Annotated in this window: 18 protein-coding genes; 5 read left to right on the top strand and 13 right to left on the bottom strand. The window is 68.3% G+C overall.

Annotation, left to right across the window (positions count from 1 at the left end; translation table 11 throughout):
• Positions 1-47: 47 nt before the first annotated feature.
• From KHO18_RS01920 to KHO18_RS01900, 5 genes are all read right to left on the bottom strand, one after another.
• Positions 48-1253 (bottom strand): NAD(P)/FAD-dependent oxidoreductase, encoded by a 1206-nt coding sequence (locus KHO18_RS01920; RefSeq protein WP_211942697.1) that lies wholly within the window; start codon positions 1251-1253, stop codon positions 48-50.
• A 257-nt stretch (positions 1254-1510) separates the two neighbouring features.
• Positions 1511-2011 carry an Ohr family peroxiredoxin gene (locus KHO18_RS01915; protein ID WP_144200972.1) on the bottom strand — a complete coding sequence of 167 codons (501 nt, stop codon included), beginning with the start codon at positions 2009-2011 and terminating at the stop codon, positions 1511-1513.
• A 19-nt stretch (positions 2012-2030) separates the two neighbouring features.
• Entirely contained in the window at positions 2031-2771 is a 741-nt protein-coding gene (locus KHO18_RS01910; RefSeq protein ID WP_144200974.1) for an SDR family oxidoreductase, read from the bottom strand.
• A gap of 149 nt (positions 2772-2920) precedes the next feature.
• On the bottom strand, positions 2921-3892 hold the full coding sequence (locus KHO18_RS01905; protein WP_244844470.1) for a GlxA family transcriptional regulator: 972 nt from the start codon (positions 3890-3892) through the stop codon (positions 2921-2923).
• A 4-nt stretch (positions 3893-3896) separates the two neighbouring features.
• On the bottom strand, positions 3897-4460 hold the full coding sequence (locus tag KHO18_RS01900) for a CBS domain-containing protein (RefSeq protein ID WP_144200978.1): 564 nt from the start codon (positions 4458-4460) through the stop codon (positions 3897-3899).
• A 287-nt stretch (positions 4461-4747) separates the two neighbouring features.
• Here KHO18_RS01900 and KHO18_RS01895 point away from each other — a divergent pair, with 287 nt between their 5' ends.
• The gene (locus tag KHO18_RS01895; RefSeq protein WP_144200981.1) at positions 4748-5362 is read left to right on the top strand and encodes a flavodoxin family protein; all 615 of its coding nucleotides are present in this window, start codon (positions 4748-4750) and stop codon (positions 5360-5362) included.
• Between the two features lie 55 nt (positions 5363-5417).
• Here KHO18_RS01895 and KHO18_RS01890 read toward each other — a convergent pair whose 3' ends face one another.
• Entirely contained in the window at positions 5418-7118 is a 1701-nt protein-coding gene (locus KHO18_RS01890) for an FAD-dependent oxidoreductase (protein WP_144200983.1), read from the bottom strand.
• 177 nt (positions 7119-7295) lie between these two features.
• Here KHO18_RS01890 and KHO18_RS01885 point away from each other — a divergent pair, with 177 nt between their 5' ends.
• Positions 7296-8363 carry a LysR family transcriptional regulator gene (locus KHO18_RS01885; protein WP_144201186.1) on the top strand — a complete coding sequence of 356 codons (1068 nt, stop codon included), beginning with the start codon at positions 7296-7298 and terminating at the stop codon, positions 8361-8363.
• Here KHO18_RS01885 and KHO18_RS01880 read toward each other — a convergent pair.
• Positions 8323-9231, bottom strand: a complete 909-nt coding sequence (locus KHO18_RS01880; protein WP_144200985.1) for a LysR family transcriptional regulator — start codon at positions 9229-9231, stop codon at positions 8323-8325. The two genes, KHO18_RS01885 and KHO18_RS01880, sit on opposite strands and share 41 nt — an antisense overlap.
• 106 nt (positions 9232-9337) lie before the next feature.
• On the opposite strand from KHO18_RS01880, the gene KHO18_RS01875 reads away from it, so the two are divergent.
• Positions 9338-10087, top strand: a complete 750-nt coding sequence (locus tag KHO18_RS01875) for an SDR family NAD(P)-dependent oxidoreductase (protein ID WP_144200987.1) — start codon at positions 9338-9340, stop codon at positions 10085-10087.
• Between the two features lie 76 nt (positions 10088-10163).
• Here the strand turns inward: KHO18_RS01875 and KHO18_RS01870 are convergent, their stop codons facing one another.
• Both KHO18_RS01870 and KHO18_RS01865 read right to left on the bottom strand, forming a co-directional pair.
• A complete protein-coding gene (locus KHO18_RS01870; RefSeq protein WP_211942696.1) occupies positions 10164-11822 on the bottom strand; it encodes a hypothetical protein in 1659 nt (552 codons plus the stop codon).
• 209 nt (positions 11823-12031) lie between these two features.
• Complete coding sequence (locus KHO18_RS01865; RefSeq protein ID WP_144200990.1) at positions 12032-12469, bottom strand: Lrp/AsnC family transcriptional regulator; 438 nt, start codon at positions 12467-12469, stop codon at positions 12032-12034.
• Between the two features lie 118 nt (positions 12470-12587).
• On the opposite strand from KHO18_RS01865, the gene KHO18_RS01860 reads away from it, so the two are divergent.
• On the top strand, positions 12588-13517 hold the full coding sequence (locus KHO18_RS01860) for a DMT family transporter (RefSeq protein ID WP_244844466.1): 930 nt from the start codon (positions 12588-12590) through the stop codon (positions 13515-13517).
• Here the strand turns inward: KHO18_RS01860 and KHO18_RS01855 are convergent.
• Complete coding sequence (locus KHO18_RS01855) at positions 13509-14393, bottom strand: aldo/keto reductase family oxidoreductase (RefSeq protein ID WP_211942695.1); 885 nt, start codon at positions 14391-14393, stop codon at positions 13509-13511. The genes KHO18_RS01860 and KHO18_RS01855 overlap by 9 nt on opposite strands.
• 114 nt (positions 14394-14507) lie before the next feature.
• Between KHO18_RS01855 and KHO18_RS01850 the strand changes: the two genes are divergently transcribed.
• Positions 14508-15401 carry a LysR family transcriptional regulator gene (locus KHO18_RS01850; protein WP_211942694.1) on the top strand — a complete coding sequence of 298 codons (894 nt, stop codon included), beginning with the start codon at positions 14508-14510 and terminating at the stop codon, positions 15399-15401.
• 47 nt (positions 15402-15448) lie between these two features.
• On the opposite strand, the gene KHO18_RS01845 is transcribed toward KHO18_RS01850, so the two are convergent.
• From KHO18_RS01845 to KHO18_RS01835, 3 genes are read right to left on the bottom strand one after another with little or no spacing between them, the layout of a single operon-like run.
• Complete coding sequence (locus KHO18_RS01845; protein ID WP_244844464.1) at positions 15449-16837, bottom strand: efflux transporter outer membrane subunit; 1389 nt, start codon at positions 16835-16837, stop codon at positions 15449-15451.
• The gene (locus KHO18_RS01840) at positions 16834-18039 is read right to left on the bottom strand and encodes an efflux RND transporter periplasmic adaptor subunit (protein WP_211942693.1); all 1206 of its coding nucleotides are present in this window, start codon (positions 18037-18039) and stop codon (positions 16834-16836) included. Before KHO18_RS01840 ends, KHO18_RS01845 begins: the two co-directional genes overlap by 4 nt.
• Positions 18036-21236, bottom strand: coding sequence for an efflux RND transporter permease subunit (locus tag KHO18_RS01835; protein WP_211942692.1), 3201 nt, complete (start codon positions 21234-21236; stop codon positions 18036-18038). The genes KHO18_RS01840 and KHO18_RS01835 overlap by 4 nt, the downstream gene beginning before the upstream one ends.
• Between the last annotated feature and the right edge of the window lie 91 nt (positions 21237-21327).

Here is a 21327-nt window from a genome sequence, read left to right as displayed (position 1 = left end):
TTAAACGGGATGGAGGAGACGGGACGGAGAGAAGCGGAGCGGGAGGCTTAGTACGTGATGTTCGGGTCCCCGGCGGCCAGCGCCTGCTCGCGCACCGGAGCGGGCGGGTAGATCCACTGAGTGTTGATCACCATCTTGCGTTCCTTGCCTTCGGCGTGGGTCAGCTTGACCTGGCGGTCCCAGCCTTCGGTGTAGACCGCGCCCCAGCTGCCCAGGTCCAGACAGGTGGCGTAGAACGCCTGGCTGTAGCCGAGGGTCGGCAGGCCCAGCAGGTCCGCGGCCACGTTATGGCCGGCAAAGCGCCCCATGAACAGCGCGTGCTGGCAGGACATCAGCGAGTAGTGGCCCTGGTCGTCGGTGAGCGCGCGCACCACGTCGCCGGCGCCGAAGATGTCCTTGGCGCCGATCACGCGGAGGTCAGGCGTCACCTCCAAGCGGCCCTGGCGGTCCAGGTTCGGCGACACCTGCCTGGTCAGCGTGCTGGCTACCATGCCGCCGGTCCAGATGATGGTGTCGGTATCGATGCGCTCGCCGGTGGCCGTGACCACGCCGGTGGCATCCATCGACACCACGCCGGCGCCCAGGCGGGTTTCGATGCGGAGCTGGTCGAGGGCTTCCAGAATCTGCGGACGCGGGCCCGGGCCGAGATCGGGGCCGATGGCCTCGTTACGCTCCACCACCACGATGCGCGGCTGGTAATCCTTGCCGAAGATGGCGCGCAGGCGGCCCGGCAGCTCGGTCGCCACTTCCAGGCCGGTGAAGCCGCCACCGACCACCACAAAGGTATCGCGGGCGGCCGTGCGCGGGCGCGCGGCCAGGCCCTGCAGGTGCTCGCGCAGCTTCACGGCCTCGTCGATCTGGTCCACCGCGAAGGCATGCTCGGTCAGGCCCGGCAGGGGCGGACGGAACAGGCGGCTGCCGCTGGTCAGCACCAGGCGGTCATAGCCGACCGAGCGCGTGTCGCCGGAAGTGGTGATCACATCGACGCTGTGGTCGCCCGGATGAATCCGGTCCACGGTGCCTTCGATGAACTTCACGTTGACCGCGTTCAGCAGCGGCAGCAGCGGCACGGCCATCTGCTCGGGATGGGCTTCATGCAGGCGGGGACGCACGTGCAGCTCGGCCTTGGGCGACACCAGCGTGATCTCGACCACGGTGTCCGCGCCGCGCTCCATGTCGACGACGCGCGCCGCACCGAGTGCGGCCCAGACGCCGGCGAAGCCGCCGCCCACAATCAGAATCCTTTGTTTCATGGTCGTTTCCTCTTTGTCTCAGCCAGGGGTACCGCCGGGCACCGCAGCGATGGGATATCTACGGGAGGGCAGGGCACCGCCGCAGTGCGGGGACACGGCGGCGGTGCGGCTTGGTTGCCGTCCTGCTTGGGGTGAATCGTAGGGGGTGGCGCGGTGGTCCGGAAGTGCCGCCGCGGTACGCACGCTGTTGCCGCGCAGGCACCAATCGGCGGTGTACTTGGGCGGTGTACCCCGGGCGGTGCACCCGGGCGGTGTACTCAGTGGGCGACGGCGATGACGCTGCGCATCCCCTCGCGGGCCATCTTGGCGTAGGGGCACATGCGCTCGGTGTTGCGCACGAGTTCCTCGGCCACGTGCCGCTCTACACCCGGCATGCGGATGCGGACGTCCGCGATCAGCGCGTAGGCGCCATCGGCGGGGTCGCGCCCGAACGCGACCTCGACGGCCACGGTCATCGCCGCGACATCGACGTGCGCGCGCTTCGCGATCAGGCTCAGCGCGCCGTGGAAGCAGGCGGCGTAGCCCGCCGCGAACAGCTGCTCGGGATTGGTGCCGCTGCCCGGGCCGCCCAGCGCGGCAGGCAGCCGCAGGTCGAGCATGAGATTGCCGTCATCGGATCTCGCCACGCCGGACGCACGGCCGTGCTCTGCCGGGCCCCCCGACACCGTGACCGTGGTCGTATAGAGCGCGGTGAAGCCCTGGCCCCGGTATCGGTCGAGCAGCGTCAGCGGTGGAGGTTCCAACCTCTCGTTTTCCATCGTGTCTCCCGGATGGTTGTTAACGATGCATCCAGTCGCTGAAGCTGATGTGGCCGAGCCGCGCCTCCCCTTCCGGCACCAGGGTGCCTTCTTCGAGTTCGGCGCCGAAGTAGCGCGCGGCCGGATCGGCCACGGCGATCTTGGCAGCGCCAGTGGCCTTGAGGTAGCGCTGCACGAGGTCGCTCATCTGGAAGCGTTCCGGCCCGGCGATTTCGACGATGCCGTTGACCGGCGCGGCCAGGGCGGCGTCCGCCACGGCGTCTGCCACGTCATCGGAAGCAATCGGCTGGATCAGCGCGGGCGTGATGCGCAGCGTGTCGCTGTCCCCCGCCGACTGGACGATGGCGCCGAGAAATTCGAGGAATTGCGTGGAGCGGACGATGGTGTAGGGGATGCCGGCGCCCCGGATCAGCGCTTCCTGGGCGATCTTGCCGCGGAAGTAGCCGCTCTGCGCGAGCTTGTCCGTGCCGACCACCGACAGCGCCACGTGGTGGGCGACCCCGGCGGCTTTCTCGGCAGCGGCCAGGTTGCGGCCGGACGTCTCGAAGAAGTGCAGCACCGCGTCGTCCGCGAACGACGGCGAGTTCGCCACGTCTACCACCACCTGCGCGCCGGCCAGCGCCGTGTCCAGCCCTTCGCCGGTCAGCGCGTTGACGCCGGTTTTCGGCGAGGCCGCCACCACGTCATGACCTTGCGCGACGAGCCGCGCCACGACCTTCGCGCCAATCAGGCCGCTACCGCCAATGACCACAATCTTCATGATGCTTCTCCTTGCTGGATGCTGCGTTGCCGAGGGGGGATGAATCCACCCTCATGCTAGACACCGGCATCGCGCCGCGCCAGCCCGACGCAAAGCGCACGGTGTTTCCAAATTCGCACCAATCACAAGGAGACGTACAAGGGGAAAGGCTAGCGGTTCACCTGCAGGCGGTACTCGCTGGGGGAGAGGCCGAAGTGGCGCTGGAAGGTCACGCGCATGCGTTCCTCACTGCCGAAGCCGCATTCGTGGGCAATCTGGTCGATGGCCCGGTTCTGGTCCTGGAGCGCCCGCCGGGCCGCTTCGAGCCGGAACAGCTCCACGCCCTTGGCCGGCGTGCGGCCGGTCTTCTGCTTGTAGACCCGCGCGAAGTTGCGCGGGCTCATGCCGACATAGTCGGCCAGCTGCTCGACGGAAAGCTCGGCCCGGGACAGGTTTTGCACGATCCACATATGGAGCGACTCGAACACCGGCACCTGCCGGCTCTGCGTGATCAGCATCTCGCTCAATTGCGGCTGCGCGCCGGGCCGCTTCATGTACACCGCGAGTTCCTTCGCGGTGTTCAGCGCCACCTCGTGGCCATAGTCGGCCTCCACCATGGCGAGCGCGAGGTCGATGCCGGTGGTAACGCCGGCCGAGGTCCAGAGCTGCTGCTGCTGCACGAAGATGGCGTCGGCGTCCAGGTCCACGCTGGGAAACAGCTGGTGGAAGCGGTCGCGCATCGCCCAGTGGGTAGTGGCGCGCTTGCCGTCGAGCAGGCCGGCAAAGCCCAGCAGGAAGGCCCCGGTGCATACGGAGGCCACGCGCCGCACCCTCGCCGGCGCGTCGTGCAGCCAGGCAATCAGCGTTGCAGAGTGCTGGGCCACGTCGATGATCTTCGGCGAGCCCGGCACCACCACCGTGTCGACCAGGCGCAGATCGAATGTCTCCAGCGATTCGACATGCATCATCGTGCCTTCCGCCGAGGGTACGGCGCCCCCCGCAACGCTCGCGGTATGGCAGCGGTAGCCGGCCAGCCCGCGCTCGTGCGCGTAGCGGGAAGCGGCCCAGAACACGGTCTGCGGCCCGGCCAGGTCGAGCAGACTCACCTCGGGATAGACCACGAACAGAATATTGCGTGGCATCTCTTCAATGTTCCCTGCGGGTGGCGGAGGTGTCTGGCCCATGGCTCGTAGCGCTGAAATCGGTGGATGTTAGGTCATGCGGGCAATCTGATGCAAGACCGTGACCGGCTGATGTCTGGCTGCCTGGCGGACCCGGCGGCACGTGGCGCAGGTCGATGACGGCCTGCACCAGCGCAGGGCGTTCGACCATGCCGAGGTAGGCACCGTCCCGGGTCACGACCAGCGGGTCTGCCGGGTGCCGGTGCAACAGCGGCGTCAGCGCCCGCGCCAGCTCGATGACCGTGGCATCGATGCAGAGCCGGTGCGGCGCTTGCGAGACGAACTGCGCGCAGCATTCGCGATGGATCCAGCCCCGGTAGCACGGCAGCCGCACCACATCGCCAATCAGCTCGCGGCAGATCACCCCCACCGGCACCTCCCCCCTCAGCACGGCCACCGCGCTGGCGGCGGGGTGCTGGGCGAGGATTCGTAGCGCGTCGCCCAGGCACTGGGTGTGCTGCACGGCGGGAATTCGGCGCAGGAGGGTCGGCAGCACAGCAATTGGCACGCGATACGGGTCTTGTCTCATCGGGGAGTCTGGGGCCCACGCTGACGCAGGCAAGATCGGGACACTGTCAGAGCGAGTCTAGTCAGGCGCGGGATGGTGAACAAGACACCTGGCGCGTCCAACGGCGTTTCCCCGTATGCACCAATCGCCCGGCCGATGCCCGGCACGTGCCGCGTGCGGCTGGCAGCTTGGCAGGAAATCTGGGAACGCTGTCATTTACGGCACATGGGGCCGAAATTACCATCGAAGCAAGTCCTGAAACAGGCCGCAATACCGGCCCGCATCGAAGTCTTTAGTGAGAAGCAAGCATGAATAACGCAGTACGCGTCGCGGTGGTGTACCACAGCGGATATGGCCACACGCGCCGACAGGCGGAAGCCGTGCACGCGGGCGCAGGCAGTGTCATGGGGGTACGGAGCGTGCTGATTCCCGTGGAGGAGATCGACGCGCACTGGAAGGACCTGGAATCGGTCGACGCGGTCATCTTCGGCACGCCCACCTATATGGGTAGCGCCTCGGCGCAATTCAAGGCGTTCATGGACGCGTCGTCGCAGACCGTGTTCGCCACCGGCGCCTGGAAGGACAAGGTGGCCGCCGGCTTCACCAACGCGGCCTCGCGCTCCGGTGACAAGCTGAATACGCTGCAGCAACTGGCGATCTACGCCGCGCAGCTGGGCATGCACTGGGTCAACCTGGGCCTGCCGCCCGGGCACAACCATTCCGGCTCCACCGAAGACAGCATGAATCGCCACGGCTACTTCCTCGGCGCGGCGGCCCAGAGCGATGCGGATGTCTGCGCCGATGACGGCGCCACCGCGGCGGACCTCAAGACCTCGGCCTACCTGGGCGCTCGCGTGGCCCGCGTGGCCCTGCAACTGGCAGCCGGACGGGCGGAACTGGCCAAGCTGTCGCTGGCGGCGTAGTCACCAGGCGGCGCACGCGGCGCCTGCCGGGGCGGGCGCACTCAGGTGGGCGCCCTCAGGCCGCTTCCTGCGCGGCAGCCAGGTAGCCGTGGATCTGTGACACGACCACGGCCCCTTCGCCCACGGCAGTGGCCACGCGCTTGGTCGAGCCGGACCTGACATCGCCGATGGCGAACACGCCCGGCACGCAGGTTTCCAGTGTGTTGGTCGGCTGGCCGGCCTGGGCGCCCGTCAGCACGAAGCCCTTTTGATCGAGCCCCACCTGGCAACCGCCCAGCCACGCCGTATTCGGCTCGGCGCCGGTGAACAGGAACACATGTTGAATCGCTTTTTTCTCTTCCACGCCCGTTTCGCGGTTGCGGAGCACCACGCCGGTGAGCCGGGCGTCACCGCTCAGGCCCACCAGTTCGGTGTGCGCATGCACCGTGATGTTGGGCTGCGCGGCGATGCGGTCGATCAGGTATCGGGACATGCTCTGTTCGAGGCTCGGCCCACGGATCACGATATGCACATGCGCGGCGTGCGCGCCAAGGAACACGGCGGCCTGGCCGGCGGAGTTGCCGCCGCCCACCAGCACCACTTCCTGTCTGGCGCAAAGCTTGGCTTCCACCGGCGATGCCCAGTAATAGAGTCCCCGGCCCTCGTACGTCGCCCGGTTGGGGATCGGCGGGCGACGGTAGGCGGCGCCGCTGGCGATGATCACCGTGCGCGCGCGCACCGTCTCGCCGGCCTTGGTGCGCACTTTGAGCACCGTGCCGCATTCCAGCCGGTCGACTTCGACAGGACTCGCGATATGCGCGCCGAATTTCTGCGCCTGGGCATACGCATTGGCGGTCAGGGCGTGGCCGGAAATGCCCGCCGGAAAGCCGAGGTAGTTCTCGATGCGCGCGCTGGCGCCTGCCTGCCCGCCGGGCGAGAGGGCGTCCAGCACGATCACGCGCAGGCCCTCGGACGCCGCGTAGACGGCGGCGGCCAGTCCGGCCGGGCCGGCGCCGACGATGCCGACGTCGTAGACGCGGTCCTTGTCGAGTTCGGGCAGCAGCCCGAGGCAGGCCAGCACCTGCGTGGCGTCCGGGCGGCGCAGCACCGTGCCGTTGGGGCAGATCATCAGCGGAAGATCCGCTTCGTGGGCTTCGAACTTGCGCAGCATGCCGGCCGCGTCCTCGTCGGTGTCGAGGTCGAACACCGAGTAGGGGTAGTTGTTGCGGCGCAGCAGCGCCTGGAGTTCGACCATGGCGGCGTCGCTGCCGTGGCCGACCAGCGACGGGCCGCGTCCGCGCTGGATCATCGCCGAGCGGCGCAGGATCAGCGCCTGCATGATCAGTTCGCCGAGCACCGCCTCCGCCACCATCAGGGAGCGCAGGCAGGCCGGGCGCACGACGATGGCCCGTACATCCTCCATGGCGATGCCGTCCACCAGTTCCGGCATGCCGGAGAGCTGGCCGATCTCGGCCAGGAAGTTGCCCGGGCCGTGCTCCACGACCAGCGCGCTGTCGCCGATGCCGTCACGCTGGACGATGCGCACGCGCCCTTCCACCACCAGCACCAGGCCGCTGGCCGGGTCGCCGGTGCGCACCACCAGTTCGCCGGCACGCCAGGTCCGTTCAGCGCCATAAGGCGCGATCCGGGCGATGTCGGCGGCGCTCAGGTGCGGATACATCTGCCGACGATGAAACGCGACGACCGGTGCGGCCGATTGCTCTCCCGACGCATCACCAGCGGCGGCGGAAGTGAGGGGGGTCGGGAGGGTGTCCATGGCGGTTGAGGGTGAGGTGGTCTTGGATTGCAGAGTAGCAGTCCGGCCCCGGAAACTCAGTCATGCACTGGGCCACTGCCGTACGACTTACGTATATCGATCCACAACCGCTTTGACTGGGGAACAGCAGGAATGAACCGATCCGACACATTGGACCCGGCGGCAGGCGCGGCATCGATGGTCCCGACAACGCCCCTGGCGCCCGTGGCGCCCGCGGCGCCCGCAGAGGCCGTGGAACGTGGCTTCCGCGTCAGCCTGCCAAATCGCGCCGATGCGCTGTCCACGGGCTTTGCCGCGAGCTACGCGGGCATCATGGCCTTCATGGCGGTGGCCAGCGAGGGCAGCTTCGCCAAGGCTGGCGAGCGCCTCGGCATCGGCCGCTCGGCGGTGAGCCGCAACGTGCAGAAGCTGGAGACGCAGCTGAGCACGCGGCTGTTCCTGCGCACCACCCGCACCACGCAGCTGACGCGCGAGGGCCAGCGTTTCTTCGAGAATTGTCATCAGGGCGTCACGCACATCGTGGAGGCCATGAACGACATGCTGGAGCTGCGCGAAGGCCCGCCGCGCGGCATGATCCGCATCAGCGCCACCGTGGGCTTTGGCCGGAAGGTGGTGGCGCCGCTGCTGGAGCGCTTCATGGCGGCCTATCCGGAGATCGCCATCGAACTGCTGCTAGACGACCGGCCCACCGACTTCGCCTCCGAGCAGGTCGACGTGGCCTTCCGCAACGGGCGCATCGAGGATTCGAGCATCATCGCCAAGCAGCTGATTCCGATGCAGATCGCGCTGTGCGCGTCGCCGGCCTATGTGGCGCGGCATGGCCTGCCCGATACGATCGAGGCGCTGGGCCGGCACGCCTGCATCAACTTCCGCTTTGCCAGCGGGCGGGTGTTCGAGTGGGAGTTCAAGGTGGATGGGCAGGTGCGCAAGGTCATGCCCACCGCCCGGCTCACCTTCAACGATTCCGATCTGGTCCTGCACGCGGTGCTGCAGGGCTGGGGCATCGCGCAGCTGGCCGGGTACCAGATCGCCGAGCCCCTCGCCGCCGGGCAGCTGGTGGTGGCGATGGCCCGCTACGCGCCCGACGACCGCGGGCACTACCTCTGCTACCTGAGCCGGCAGCACCTGCCCACGCGCATCCGCGTGTTTATCGATTTCATGACCGACGCGATCCGCGCGCAGGCGCTGAACTGCCTGACCGACTTCAATCCGGAGCCGGCCCTGTCTCCGAGCCCGATCGCCTGAGCGCCGCCGCCACGAAGTCGATGAACACCTTCGCCCGGGCAGGCAGGCGCCGCCCGAAGCCGTGCAGCACCTGCAGCGGCACGGGCCGCAGGGCCACGTCCGGCAGCACCACGCGCAGCCGGTTGGCGTCGAGATCGGCCTGCACGGCCGTGCGCAGGATCTGGGCGATGCCGAGCCCGTTGACGGCGGCGGTGCGCAGCGCCTCACCACTGTCGGAGTCGAACGCGCCTTCCAGCGGCACGCGCGCGCCATCGGCAAAGGCAATCGGCACCACCTGCCCGGCCAGCCGGTAGCGCACGTGCCGGTGCGCGGCGAGATCCGCCACCGTGCGCGGCACGCCGTGCCGTGCCAGATAGTCCGGGGATGCCACCAGCACCAGCGGCAGGTCCGCCAGCGGCTTCGCAAACAGGCCGCTGTCGGCCACCTGCCCGGCGCGCAGGGCCAGGTCGAAGCCTTCGCGGATCAGGTCGACATGCTGGTCGCTGACGCTGACCTCCAGTGCCAGGCGGGGATGGCGCGGCATCAGGATGGCCGTGACCGGCCCCAGCAAGGAGCGCGCAAGGTCGCTCGGCATGCTGATGCGCAGCTTGCCCACCGCCGTGGACGGGGTGCCCAGCACCTCGGCGGCCTCCTCCAGCCCCCGCACCAGCGACGCCACGCGCCCGTAGTAGGCCTGCCCCTCGTCGGTCAGCACGCAGGCGCGCGTCGAGCGATGGAACAGCTTCACGCCCAGCCGCGCCTCCAGCCGCGCAATGCTCTTGGACACCGCCGAAGGCGTGGTGCCGAGCCGCCGCGCGGCGGCCGTGAACGAGCCCGCTTCCACGGCGCGGACGAAGGCGGACAGGCCATGCAGGCGTTCAATCGACATAGATGACAGATTGGCACAAGTGAAGGGCCCATTGTAGGGCTGGGACGCCCCGGACGGCTCTGGCTAAATGCGTGGGCAAACCCATCAGGGCTATCCAGGAACGCATATGAACACGCTAGCAGGAAAGGTTGCCGTCGTTACCGGCGGCAACAGTGGCATCGGCTTCGCCATCGCCCGGCAATTCGTCGACCAGGGCGCGCAGGTAGTGATCGTCGGGCGCCGCAACGATGCCGTGGAGGCCGCCGTGGCCGAACTGGGCCCCCGGGCGGTTGGCCTGACCGGCGACATTGCCGATCTCGCCACCCATGACCGCGTGGCGGCACTCGTCGCGGAGCGCTTCGGCGGCGCCGACATCTACGTGGCCAACGCGGGGATGAACATCATCACCGACTCCGCGCAGGTCGGCATCGACGAGTACGACACCCATTTCGCCACCAACACCAGGGCGGTGTTCTTCGGCGTGCAGAAGATCGACCCGCTGCTGCGCGACGGCGGCGCGGTGCTGCTGGTCAGCTCGATTGCCAGCGGCAAGGTGCTCGACGGCCACGCGGTCTATGCCGGCAGCAAGGCGGCGATCGAAGCCTTCGCGCGCAACTGGGCGCTGGAGTTCAAGGGGCGCGGCATCCGCGTCAATGTGATCAGCCCGGGTCCGACCGAGACGCCGATCCTGGCCAAGCTGGGCGTCGGCCCGGCCGAGCGCCCCGGCTTCGAGGCCGCCATGGCCGCCGCCATCCCGCTGGGCCGGCTGGGCCGCGCCGCCGAGGTGGCATCGGCCGCCGTGATGCTGGCGGGCGCTGCCGGCAGCTTCATCACCGGCGTGAACCTGCGCGTGGACGGCGGCATCTCGCTGACCTGAAGCGGCTACTCCGGGCGCAGGAACGAGGAAGCCCGCCGGTAGGCGGGCTTCGGTCATACGTACAGCGGGGGGACGCTTACTGCGGACGGTTCACCGAGATGTCGAAGAACGGCACCGGCGCGCTGAGGCTGATCATCACGCCCACGCCGGTGTTGTTCAGCGTCATGGCAATCCCCTCGCGCACGCTGTTGGCGGCCGCGCGATAACGCAGGCCCGGCAGCGGGCTGTTCTGCGTCCAGGTGTCCGGACGGCCGTCGTTGCGCAGGCGCGAGTAGACGCCGGTCACCGGATCTGCCGCAGTGATCGTCGTCGACGCCGTTTCCATCAAGATCGTGTTGTCGGCGAAGGCCGTGAGGTCCCAGTACGAATTCTTCGTGCCGACCACCGGCATCGCGCGGGCAATCGCCTTGGTGGCAATCAGGATGCCGTTGGTATGCACGATCACGGCGGTAATCTGGCCATCCGTGCCCTTGAACGCCACGGCACGCGCCAAGCCCGAGGAGTCCGTCAGGTCGAAGCCGCCAACGGGGTTGGCCGTGATCGTGCCCAGTTCCTCTGCGGGCCATGGCGAGCAGGTGCTGGTACCCGTGCAATCCGCGCCGGCGGTCATCTTGCCGGTGGCATCCAGGGTGAACTTCACGCGCGAGGGCGCATACGGCGCGCTGGAGTCATCGCGCTCGAAGCCCAGGCCGTTCCAGTCGCCAGCCAGCTCGGCCACCGGCAGGGTCTGCGCCGGGACGAGCAGCGGCGGGAGCATCGGGGGGGCGCTGACACCCGGGTTCGGCACCACCATCATGCTCATGCCCGACTTCGCCACCATCATGTCGAACACCATCGGGGCGGTGCCGCCCGTGAAGTGACAGGCATCGCCATCAACCGGAGTCAGCGGCGTGGCGGGACCAATTTCGGCACCCGCGTCGAAGCTGGCCACGGGAGCGATCGACGTCGTGTCGGCGTTGAACTTGACCGTGCCGACGATGTTTGCCGTCGCCATGACCATGAAGTAATTGCCCGTGCGCAGGCCCGCGCAGGTGGCCGAGGCCGGCTGCAGGATCGTGCCGACGGCGGTCGTGCCGGCGTTGCTGCCCACCGCCGTCGACAGGTCGGCCAACGTCGTCTTGGCCGTGGCCAGGCGCGCCATCAGCTGGTCCAGCAGCTGATCGAGCGCGTTGCCGGCATTGCTGCCGTTGGCGGCCACCAGCGGTGCCTTGAGCGGGTCGATGCCCGTGAGGTCCACCACGCCGGTCAGGACCAGGCTCACGGCGTTGTTGGCCTTGGACAGGCCGTCCGTGGTGACGAGGCCCTGGGCGCTCTTGTCGAACTGGGTGAAGAAGGTGGTGGTGCTGCCGCCCGCCAGCGCGGCGGTCAGCAGTTCGGTCAGCGGGGTGATGTTGGCTACGGCGCTGGTGCCGGAGCCGGGTTCCACCACCGAGTGCATCGTCGTGCCGTCCGGCGTGGTCACGGCCAGCACGCACGGGCGCGTGGCGTTATCGATATTGATGGTGAACGTGCCATCAGCCGCCGTGGTGGCCGTGCCGCTGCCCGTGGCGCACTTCGCCTGGACCGTGGCGCCGGCCAGCGCCGCGCCGACCGCGGCCGTGCCGCTGATCTTGGTGGTGACCGGCGCGCTGCCCGAACCGCCGGCCGGCGTGGTAGTCGTGCCATCCCCGGAACCGCCGCCGCAGGCGCTGAGCACCGCCGCCGCCAAACCCGTCAACAAAATCCTCGATTTCATCCCTGACCTCTTCTTATGGTGTTTTCCCCGCGCAGCGACCCGCAGCGCGTACCCGCGGGCAAATCTACGATGCCCGGCGGCGTGGAGTGTCAGGGAGCGCCTTTGCGCCGGCCAACCCGCTGTGGGGGGATTGACAGCGCAACGCGAATGACGTGTTTCGGCGATTTTGTCGAAATCACAATAATGCTTTCACCGTCACTCGAAGCATTTCAAAGCGGCGGCAGCCGCCGCCTCACCGGCTGGGATTTGACGATGGCCGAACTGGTCTCCGCCATATCGGTAATCCGCTCGAGAATATGGTCCAGGTGTTCGATGGAGCGCAGATACAGCCGTCCGATAAAGCAGTCGTCGCCGGTCACCTTGTCGCATTCGCCGAATTCGGGGATCGACTCGATCAGCTTCTGCACCTGCTGGAGCTTCCCCGGCAGCGGCCGGATGCGGACGATGGCCTGCATCGGATAGCCCAGCGTGCGCGGCTCGGCATCCACCGTAAAGGCGCGGATCACCCCGCGCTCCTCCAGCCGCCGCAGCCGCTCCGACGCCGCCGGCGAGGACAGCCCCACCTGCGCCGCAAGCGCCTTCACCGGCATGCGCGCGTCCTGTTGGAGCAGCGCCAGGATGCGCCGGTCCAGATCGTCGATCGACATAGGAAATTTCCCCCTTTCGCCTAATTAAGTAAGGAATATAGGCCGATTTCCTACATTCCGGCATGGGCAGCAGGCGGGTGACCTCGTAAACTGCCAAGCCTCGATAGGAGGATTCGCAGTGGACGAGCGCAAACGCGGGATGATGGAAATGGTGGCGGCGATGGTCATCTCCGGCACCATCGGCTGGCTGGTGGTGGTGTCGGGCCGCCCGGTGACGCAGGTGGTTTTCTGGCGCTGCGCGTTCGGCGCGGCCGTGCTGCTGGCGGTCTGCGCCGCAAAGGGCTACCTGAAGCCGGGCACGCTCAACCGGCGCCAGTTGCTGCTCGCGGTGGCGGGCGGCGTGGCCATCGTCGCCAACTGGCTGCTGCTGTTTTCGGCCTACGCGGGTGCGTCCATCTCGATTGCCACGGCGGTCTACAACACCCAGCCGTTCATGCTGGTGGCGCTCGGCGCGGTGTTCCTGCGCGAGCGGCTGACGCTGGCCAAGCTCGGCTGGCTGCTGCTGTCCTTCGGCGGCATGCTGCTGATCGTGCAGGCCAGGCCCGGCGCCGGCGCGCCGCATGGCGACTACCTGGTCGGCATCCTGCTGGCGCTGGGCGCGGCATTCTTCTACGCGCTGGCCGCGATCTTTGCGAAACAGCTCAAAGGCACGCCGCCGCATCTGATCGCGCTGATCCACGTGATGGTCGGCACGGTGATGCTGCTGCCGATGGCCGTGTCCTCGGAGCTGCCGTCCGGCCTCGTGCCGTGGGCCACGCTGACCACCATGGGCGTGGTCCACACCGGGCTGATGTACATCCTGCTCTACGGCGCGATTCAGAAGCTGCCTACGCACCTGACCGGCGCGCTGTCGTTCATCTATCCGATCGTCGCCATCCTGGTGGATCGGCTCGCGTTCGGCCACCAGTTGCACCCGGCCCAGTTGGTCGGGGCGATGCTGATCCTGGTGGCCGCCGCCGGCATGACGCTGGGCTGGCCATGGCGCAAGCCGGCGGCAATGTTGGAGGCGGAGGTGAGGGCCGAGGCGGAGGGCAAGTCCTCAATGTGAGGCGGCGGCCGGCGCCTCGATGCGGTCCAGCGCCGCAAGCACGTCCGGCGACAGCGCCAGCGTGGCCGCCCGCAGGTTTTCGCGCAGGTGGCCCACCGACGAGGTGCCCGGAATCAGCAGGATATTGGGCGAGCGGTGCAGCAGCCAGGCCAGCGCCACCTGCATTGGCGTAGCGCCCAGCGTGCGCGCGATGTCCGCCAGCGCCGTGGACTGGATCGGCGAAAACCCACCCAGCGGGAAGAACGGCACGTAGGCGATGCCCTGCCGCGCCAGATCGTCGATCAGCGCTTCGTCATGCCGGTGCACGAGGTTGTACTGGTTCTGCACGCAGACAATCTCCGTGATGCGCTGCGCTTCCGCCACCTGCGTGGCGGTGACATTGCTCAAGCCGATGTGGCGAATCAGGCCCTTTTGCTGGAGTTCGGCCAGCGCCACCACCTGCCGCTCCAGCGACCCTTCCGACGGCGCGTGGATATCGCCCATGGCACGCAGATTGACGATATCCAGCGTCTCCAGCCCAAGATTGCGCAGGTTGTCGTGCACGCCGCGCGCCAGGTCCGCCGGCTCCAGCGCCGGAATCCAGGCGGCATCCGCGCCGCGCACCGCGCCCAGCTTGGTCACGATCAGCAGATCGTCCGGATACGGGTGCAGTGCCTCGCGGATCAGCTGGTTGGTGATATGCGGGCCGTAGTAATCGCTGGTATCGATATGGTTGACGCCCAGTGCCACGGCTTCACGCAACACCGCAATGGCGGCAGCACGGTCCTTCGGCGGGCCAAATACGCCGGGGCCGGCCAGTTGCATGGCGCCGTAACCGAGGCGGCGAATGGTCCGACCGGCCAGCGGAAAGGTGTTCAGGGGTTGGGATGCCGACATGACGCGCTCCTTTGAAATGGGTGAAGCGAGTATGGGAGCGATTGCGCTGTTCGATAATCCCATCTAGATTGCACGGGTTGTTCAATAATCTGCACAACCCGTGCCCTTGCCGCGATGGAATTCAACGACCTTGCCGCCTTTGTCTCAGTCGCCCGTGCCGGCGGGTTCCGGGATGCCGCCCGCAGCGGCGGGGTATCCGCCTCCAGCCTGAGCATTGCCGTGCGGCGGCTGGAAGCCCGGCTCGGCCTGCGGCTGCTGAACCGCACCACGCGCAGCGTGGCCCCGACCGAAGCCGGGCTGCGCCTGCTGGAGAAGCTGACGCCGCTGTTCAGCGAGATGGAAGCCTCGCTCGACGTGCTGAACCTGTTCCGCGACAAACCCACCGGCACGCTGCGGCTCAACGTGCCGTCGAGCGTGACCACGTTGGAGCTGGCCACCCTGCTGCCGCGCTTTCTTGAGACCTATCCCGATATCCGCGTCGAGGTAATCGTCGAGGACAGCTTTGTCGATCTGCTGACAATTGGCTGCGACGCCGGCATCCGCTATGACGAGCGGCTGGAGCAGGACATGATCGCCGTGCCGATTGGCCCGCGCGTGCAGCGCTTTGCGACGGCTGCGGCGCCGTCCTATCTGGACCGCCACGGCCGGCCCACCCATCCGCGCGAGCTGCTCGGCCACGCCTGCCTGCGCGGCCAGTTCGCGGGCGGCGCCAAGCCACCGTGGCTCTTCGAGCGCGATGGCGAGGTGGTGACGCTGGACCCGCCCGGGCCGCTGATCGTGAAGCCGGCCGCCGCCTTCCACCTCGCCTTCGAGATCGCCCTGGCGGGCGGCGGCGTGGTCCATTTCTTCGAGGGCGGCCTGCGCCGCTACCTCGACAGCGGCGCGCTGGAGCCCATCCTGGAGCCGTGGTGGCAGACGTTCTCCGGGCCGTTCCTCTACTACCCCGGCCATCGCCACGTGCCCGCCCCGCTGCGCGCCTTTATCGATTTCGTGAAGACGGCGGGGTGAAGGCTGCAACGACCGGCAGCAACGACCGTCCTGATGGTTTTTTGTCCTCAATCGGCAGGTTGCCAGCCGCCCCCCAGCGCGCGAAACAGCGAGACGCTGGCCGACAGCTGGCGCCGCCGGATTTCCTCGAGCGTCCGCTCGTTGGCGAGCGTCGTCGCCTCCACCACGTTCACGTCGAGATAGGCGGACGCCCCCTTCTGGTAGCGGTCAGTGGCCTGGGCCAGGGCCAGACGGGAGGCGGTCACTGCCGACGCCTGGCTGCCCGCCTCCTCCTTCAGCAGGCGGATCGCGGCGTAGTTGTCCTCCACGTCCTGCACCGCCTTCAGCACCGTCTCCCGGTAGTCGGCCGCACTGGCATCGAACTGCGCCCGGGCGCTATCGACCCCCGCCCGCCGCTTGCCGCCATCGAACACGGTGGCGGCCAGGGCCGGGCCGACCGCCCAGAAGCGGCTGGGCGCGGTGAGCAGCCCGGCCAGGCCCGAACTTTCTACCCCGCCGCTGAGGTTCAGCATGAGGCTCGGAAAGAACGCCGCCCGGGCGACCCCGATCAGGGAATTGGCAGCCGCCACGCGCCGTTCCGCTGCGGCGATATCGGGGCGCCGCTGGAGCAACTCGCTCGGCACGGCGGATGGCGCGACGGGGAGCTGCGTGTCATAGCTGTCCTGCCGGGCGACGGAGAACGTGCTCGCCGGCTCGCCCAGCAGCGTGGCCAGCGCGTGCTGCAACTGGGTGCGCGCGAGGGTGAGGTCGGCCAGCTGCGCACGCGTGCTGTCGCGCTGGGCCTGCGCCTGCGCCACATCGCTCTCGGCGGCAATGCCGCCCCGATAGCGATTTGTCACCAGTTCGAGCACGGAGGAATAGGCCTCCACGGTCTGCCTGAGCAGGGCCGACTCGCGGTCCAGCGAGCGGATGCCGAAGTAGTCCACCGCCACCTCCGCCTGCAGGCTCAGGCGAACCGCCGCCACATCGTCGGCACTGGCTTGCACGCGCGAATCCGCGGCATCCACGTTGTTGCCGATGCGCCCGAAGAGGTCCGGCTCCCAGCTGGCGCCGAAGCCGATCAATCGGTCCGGCGTGGTCTGGCCAGCGAGCGAGCGCCCGACCACGTTTGCCGATACATGGCTGCTGCTTGCGCTCACGTTGGCGCCGATCGTCGGGAAATACGCCGCGCGCGCCGCGTCGCGCTGGGCGCGGGCGTCACGCAGCAGGGCCAGCGATTTCCCGAGCGTTGGGGTCGAAACGTCGATACGACGGATCAGCGCGTCCAGATCCCGATCCTGATAGACCGCCCACCAGTTGGCGGGAATCCGTTGGCGCGCCACGTCTTGCGCCTCTGTGTAGTGCGCCGGCAGCGGCATGGCCGGCGCGTGGTAGTCGGGCGCGGTGGCACAGCCTGCCAGCCACGCGCACAGCAGCCCCATCGCAAGCCGTTTCACGTTGCACCTCCCTGCCCGGCGGCGGGCCTCGCCGGCACCACGCGTACGGTGGTGCCGCTGGTGAGTCCGTCGCCCGGATTGACGATGACCCGGTCGCTTGTCGTCAACCCGCTCAGCACTTCCACGTGCGATCCGAAATCCCGCCCCAGCGCGATGCGCCGGATCGCGATCTTGCCGTCCTGGCCCACGATGGCCACCGACGGGCCGCCGGCCGGGAACATCAGCGTGCTGGCGGGCAGGTCCAGTCCGGGGCGCCCCGCTTCGGGCTCGATGTGCACTTCCGCGTAGGCGCCCGGGAGAATCCTGCCGCCCTGACTGTCGACGTCGAGTTCCACGCGCAGGCTGCGTGTTACGGTGTCGATCGCCCCGGCCGTGCGCGTCACCGTCGCCGGGTAACGCTCGCCCGGCGCCTGGGGAAGCGTCAGCCAGCCCTTCACGCCCGGGCGCACCGCCGCGCTGACGCCCTGCGGCACCTGCACATAGACCCGCAGCCGGCTGCCGGCGGAAATGTGGAACAGTTCCCGGCCCTGGGCCGGCGCGCTGCCCGCATCGATCAGCGCGCCCGCGTCCACGTTGCGCGCGGTGATCACGCCATCGAATGGCGCGCGGATCTGCGTATAGGACGCCAGTTGCGCCAGTCGCGCGGTATTGGACCGTGCCGAGGCCAGAAGCGCCCCCTTGGCCGCCATGTCGGCGACCTTCTGGTCGGTTTCCTGCTGCGCCACGGAGTGGGTGATCTGGAGGTCCTTCCAGCGGTCGGCGGTGGTCCTGGCCAGCGCGTAGTTGGCGGCGGCCGTGGCCTCGTCGGCGCGGGCCTGGCGCAGTTGGTCCGAAACTTCCGGTGCGTCGATCTCGGCGAGCAACTGGCCCGCCTTGACCTGTGCGCCGATATCGACATACCACTGGCGCAGATAGCCGCTGACGCGCGCGTGGATCGCGGCGTCCTGATAGGCCTGGACATCGGCCGGCAGCGTGATGTCCTGCGCCGCGGACGCCGCCTTCGGATTGACCGTGCTGACGGCTGGCACCTGCGCGACAAGCGCCCGGGACTGCAAGGCGGCTTCGCCGCTCACCCGGGGAACGATGCCGGCGGTCAGGGCGGCAGCCACCACAGCGGTGACCACGGCGGCCACGGCGGCGATCCTGAGCCGTGGCCGATGGGACACGGGTTGCCGCGCGATAGGGGGTTCGTTCGAGGTCATACGGGGTCGTGTACCTGAGTGAGGGTTGCAGAGGCGCGCGCCCGCTTCTCCATCCAGCCATGCAGGGCGGCAAAGAAGACTGGGACAAGCACAAGCGTTGCCGTGGTGCCGAATGCCAGTCCGCCGATAACGACGCGGCCCAGCGGGGCGTTCTGGGCGCCGGCGCTGCCCGCGCCCAGCGCCATGGGAATCATGCCGAAGAGCATGGCCAGCGCCGTCATGATCACGGGCCGGAAGCGCCCGACGCCGGCCTCGAAGGCTGCGGCAAGGGCCGTCTTCCCCTCCTGGAGCAGTTCCCGCGCGCGGCTGACCACGAGGATGCTGTTGGCCGTGGCGATGCCCACGCACATGATGGCGCCCGTCAACGCGGGGACGCTGACCGTGGTGCGGGTGGCGAAGAGCATCCACGCCATGCCCGACAGGGCCACCGGCAAGGCCCCCACGATGGCGGCCGGGTCCAGCCATGACTGGAAGTTGACGACCATCAGCAGGTAGACCAGGACGATCGCCGCCGCCAGCCCCACCATCAGGCCGGAAAACGAGGCGTGCATGGTCTGCACCTGTCCGCGCACCGCGATGCGCGAGCCGGCGGGCAGCGTGGCACGGACGCCATCGACGGCATGCTGGACGTCAGCCGCCACGGCACCCAGATCGCGGCCACGCACCGAGCCGAACAGATCGAGCACCGGCTGCACGTTGTAATGCGAGACCACGCCGGCCTGGTTGCCGCGACGGATCGTGCCGAACTGGCCCAGTTGCGCCGCGCCGCCCTGCTTCAGGCTTGCGGCGCCGATGCCGAGCGGAATGTTCGACAGCGTCTGGAGCGAGTCCATCGCATACTGGGGCACCGACACCAGCAGCGGATAGCTCACGCCGTTCTTCGGATTGAGCCAGAAGTTCGGCGTCGTCTGCCCGCTGCCTGACAGCGAGATGAGCAGGTTCTGGGCCACATCGCGTTGCGACATGCCGGCCTGTAGCGCACGGGTGCGATCCACGTTGACGGTGAGTGCGGGCTGGTCGTCGGGCTGCTGGAGGTGGAGGTCGCTCAGGCCGGGAATCGCGGACAGCTTGCGCAGCAGCTGATTGGCGACGGCGCGGTTGCCTGCCGCGTCGTTCCCGACGATCTGGACGTCGATCGGCGCCGGCAGGCCGAAGTTGAGGATCTGGCTCACCATATCGGCCGGCAGGAACGAGAAGCTGATGCCCGGGAAGGCCAGTGGCAATGCGGCGTCGAGCTTGTCGACCAGCGCGCTCGAGCTGCCGGCCGTCGGTTTCAGGGAGACGAGAATCTCGGCGTCGCCGGTGCCGATGGGCAGCGCGGAGTCGTAGGTCAGGTTGATGCCGCTGACGGGCAGGCCGATGTTGTCGACGATGCCCGCGACATTGGCGGGGCCGACGACTTCCCGGATCTTCCCCTCGACCTGATCGGCCAGTCGTGCCGTTTCCTCGATCCGCGTGCCGGTCCGTGCCCGCAGGTGCAGGCGAATCTCGCCGCTGTCGACGGCCGGGAAGAAGTCCTGTCCCAGGAACGGCACGAGCGTCATGGAGAGGATGCAAAGCAGCGCGAACAGCGCCATCGCGCGGCGGGGCGCGCCCAGGGCCGCCCCAAGCAGCGCCGAATAGGCTTGCCGCACGCGCTCGAAGCCATGCTCGAAGGCGGTGTGGGCACGGTCGAACCCGCGAGAGAAGCGGCCACCAACGCGGCCACCCGCCGCCCCTTCCCCACGCAACAGGTAGTGCGCGAGCGTGGGAATCAGCGTGCGGGAGAGGAAGTAGGACGCCATCATCGCGAACACCACGGCCTCGGCCATCGGCACGAACAGGTAGCGCGCCACGCCACTGAGCATGAACATCGGCAGGAAGACGATGCAGATGCAGAGCGTGGATACCAGCGTGGGCAGCGCGATCTGCGCGGAGCCATCGAGAATGGCCTGTTCCAGCGGCTTGCCCATCTCGCGGTGATGGGTGATGTTCTCGATGGCGACCGTGGCGTCATCGACCAGCACCCCCACGGCCAGGGCCAGGCCGCCCAGCGTCATGATATTGAGGGTCTCCCCCAGGGCGGACAGGGCGATGAGCGCCGCCAGCACGGAAAGCGGGATGGTGATGGCGATGATCAGCGTGGCGCGCCAGCTCCCCAGGAAGAGCAGGATCATGGCGGCGGTCAGGCACGCGGCGATCAGCGCCTCGTGCAGCACGCCGTCGATCGCCGAGGTGACGAAGACCGATTGATCCGAGATCGGCTGCACAACGAGCGACTTCGGCAGCCCCGCCGTCACGCCGGGCAGCAGTGCCTTGATCTGGGAAATGATCGCCAGCGTGGAGGTATTGCCGCTCTTCTCGATCTCCAGCAGCGCGGAGCGCTTGCCGTCCTGCCGGACCACATTCAGCTGCGGGGCGTAGCCATCGCGCACCTGTGCCACATCGCGCACATAGACCGTGCCCTCCGGGCCGCTACGGATCGGCAGGTCATTCAGGGCGGCGATGGTGTCGGTGCTGCCGTTCAGGTCCACCCGGTACTCGAGCGCACCGATCTTGGCCGTGCCGCCGGGCAGGACCAGGTTCTGGGCGTTGATCGCGTTGACCACATCGAGGGGGGACAGGCCTCGCGCCTGCAACGCCGGCACGTGCAGGTCCACCGTGACCTGCCGCACCTTGCCGCCGTACGGCAGGGGAATGGAGGCGCCCTGCACCGTGGCCAGCTGGGTGCGGATGAAGCTGTTCCCGAGGTCATACAGCTCCTGCTCGGGAAGCGTGTCGCTCCCGAGCGCCAGCCGCAGGATGGGAACGGTGGAGGCGTTGTAGCTCAGGATCAGCGGCGCCGTCGTGCCGGGCGGCAGCAGCTTCAGCAGCGACTGCGCGCCCGACGTGGTCTGCGCAATCGCACGATTGATGTCCGCGCCCGGATGAAAGAAGACCTTGATGACGCTCACGCCCGGCAAGGACTGGGATTCGATGTGCTCGATGTCATCGACACTGTTGGTGAGCGAGCGCTCATAGCCGGTGACGATGCGCTGCGCCATGTCCTGCGCGGACAGGCCGTTGTAGCTCCACACCACGCTCACGACCGGAATGTCGATCGACGGGAAGATGTCGGTCGGCGTGCGCAGGATGGCAACCGGCCCGGCCAGCAGGATCAGTATTGCCAGAACGACGAAGGTATAAGGCCGACGTAAGGCGAGCCGCACAATCCACATAGTTCACTCCAGGCGCCAGCACGCGCAAATCAGCCATGACAGGGCCTGATTCTAGAAATCCAACCCCCTCCGCATCGCGGTCAAATTGATT

The organism is Cupriavidus campinensis (assembly GCF_905397395.1).
GTDB classification, from domain to species: domain Bacteria; phylum Pseudomonadota; class Gammaproteobacteria; order Burkholderiales; family Burkholderiaceae; genus Cupriavidus; species Cupriavidus campinensis.
The sequence above is the reverse complement of the archived record's forward strand: the minus strand, read 5'-3'. Positions and strand labels throughout refer to the sequence as shown.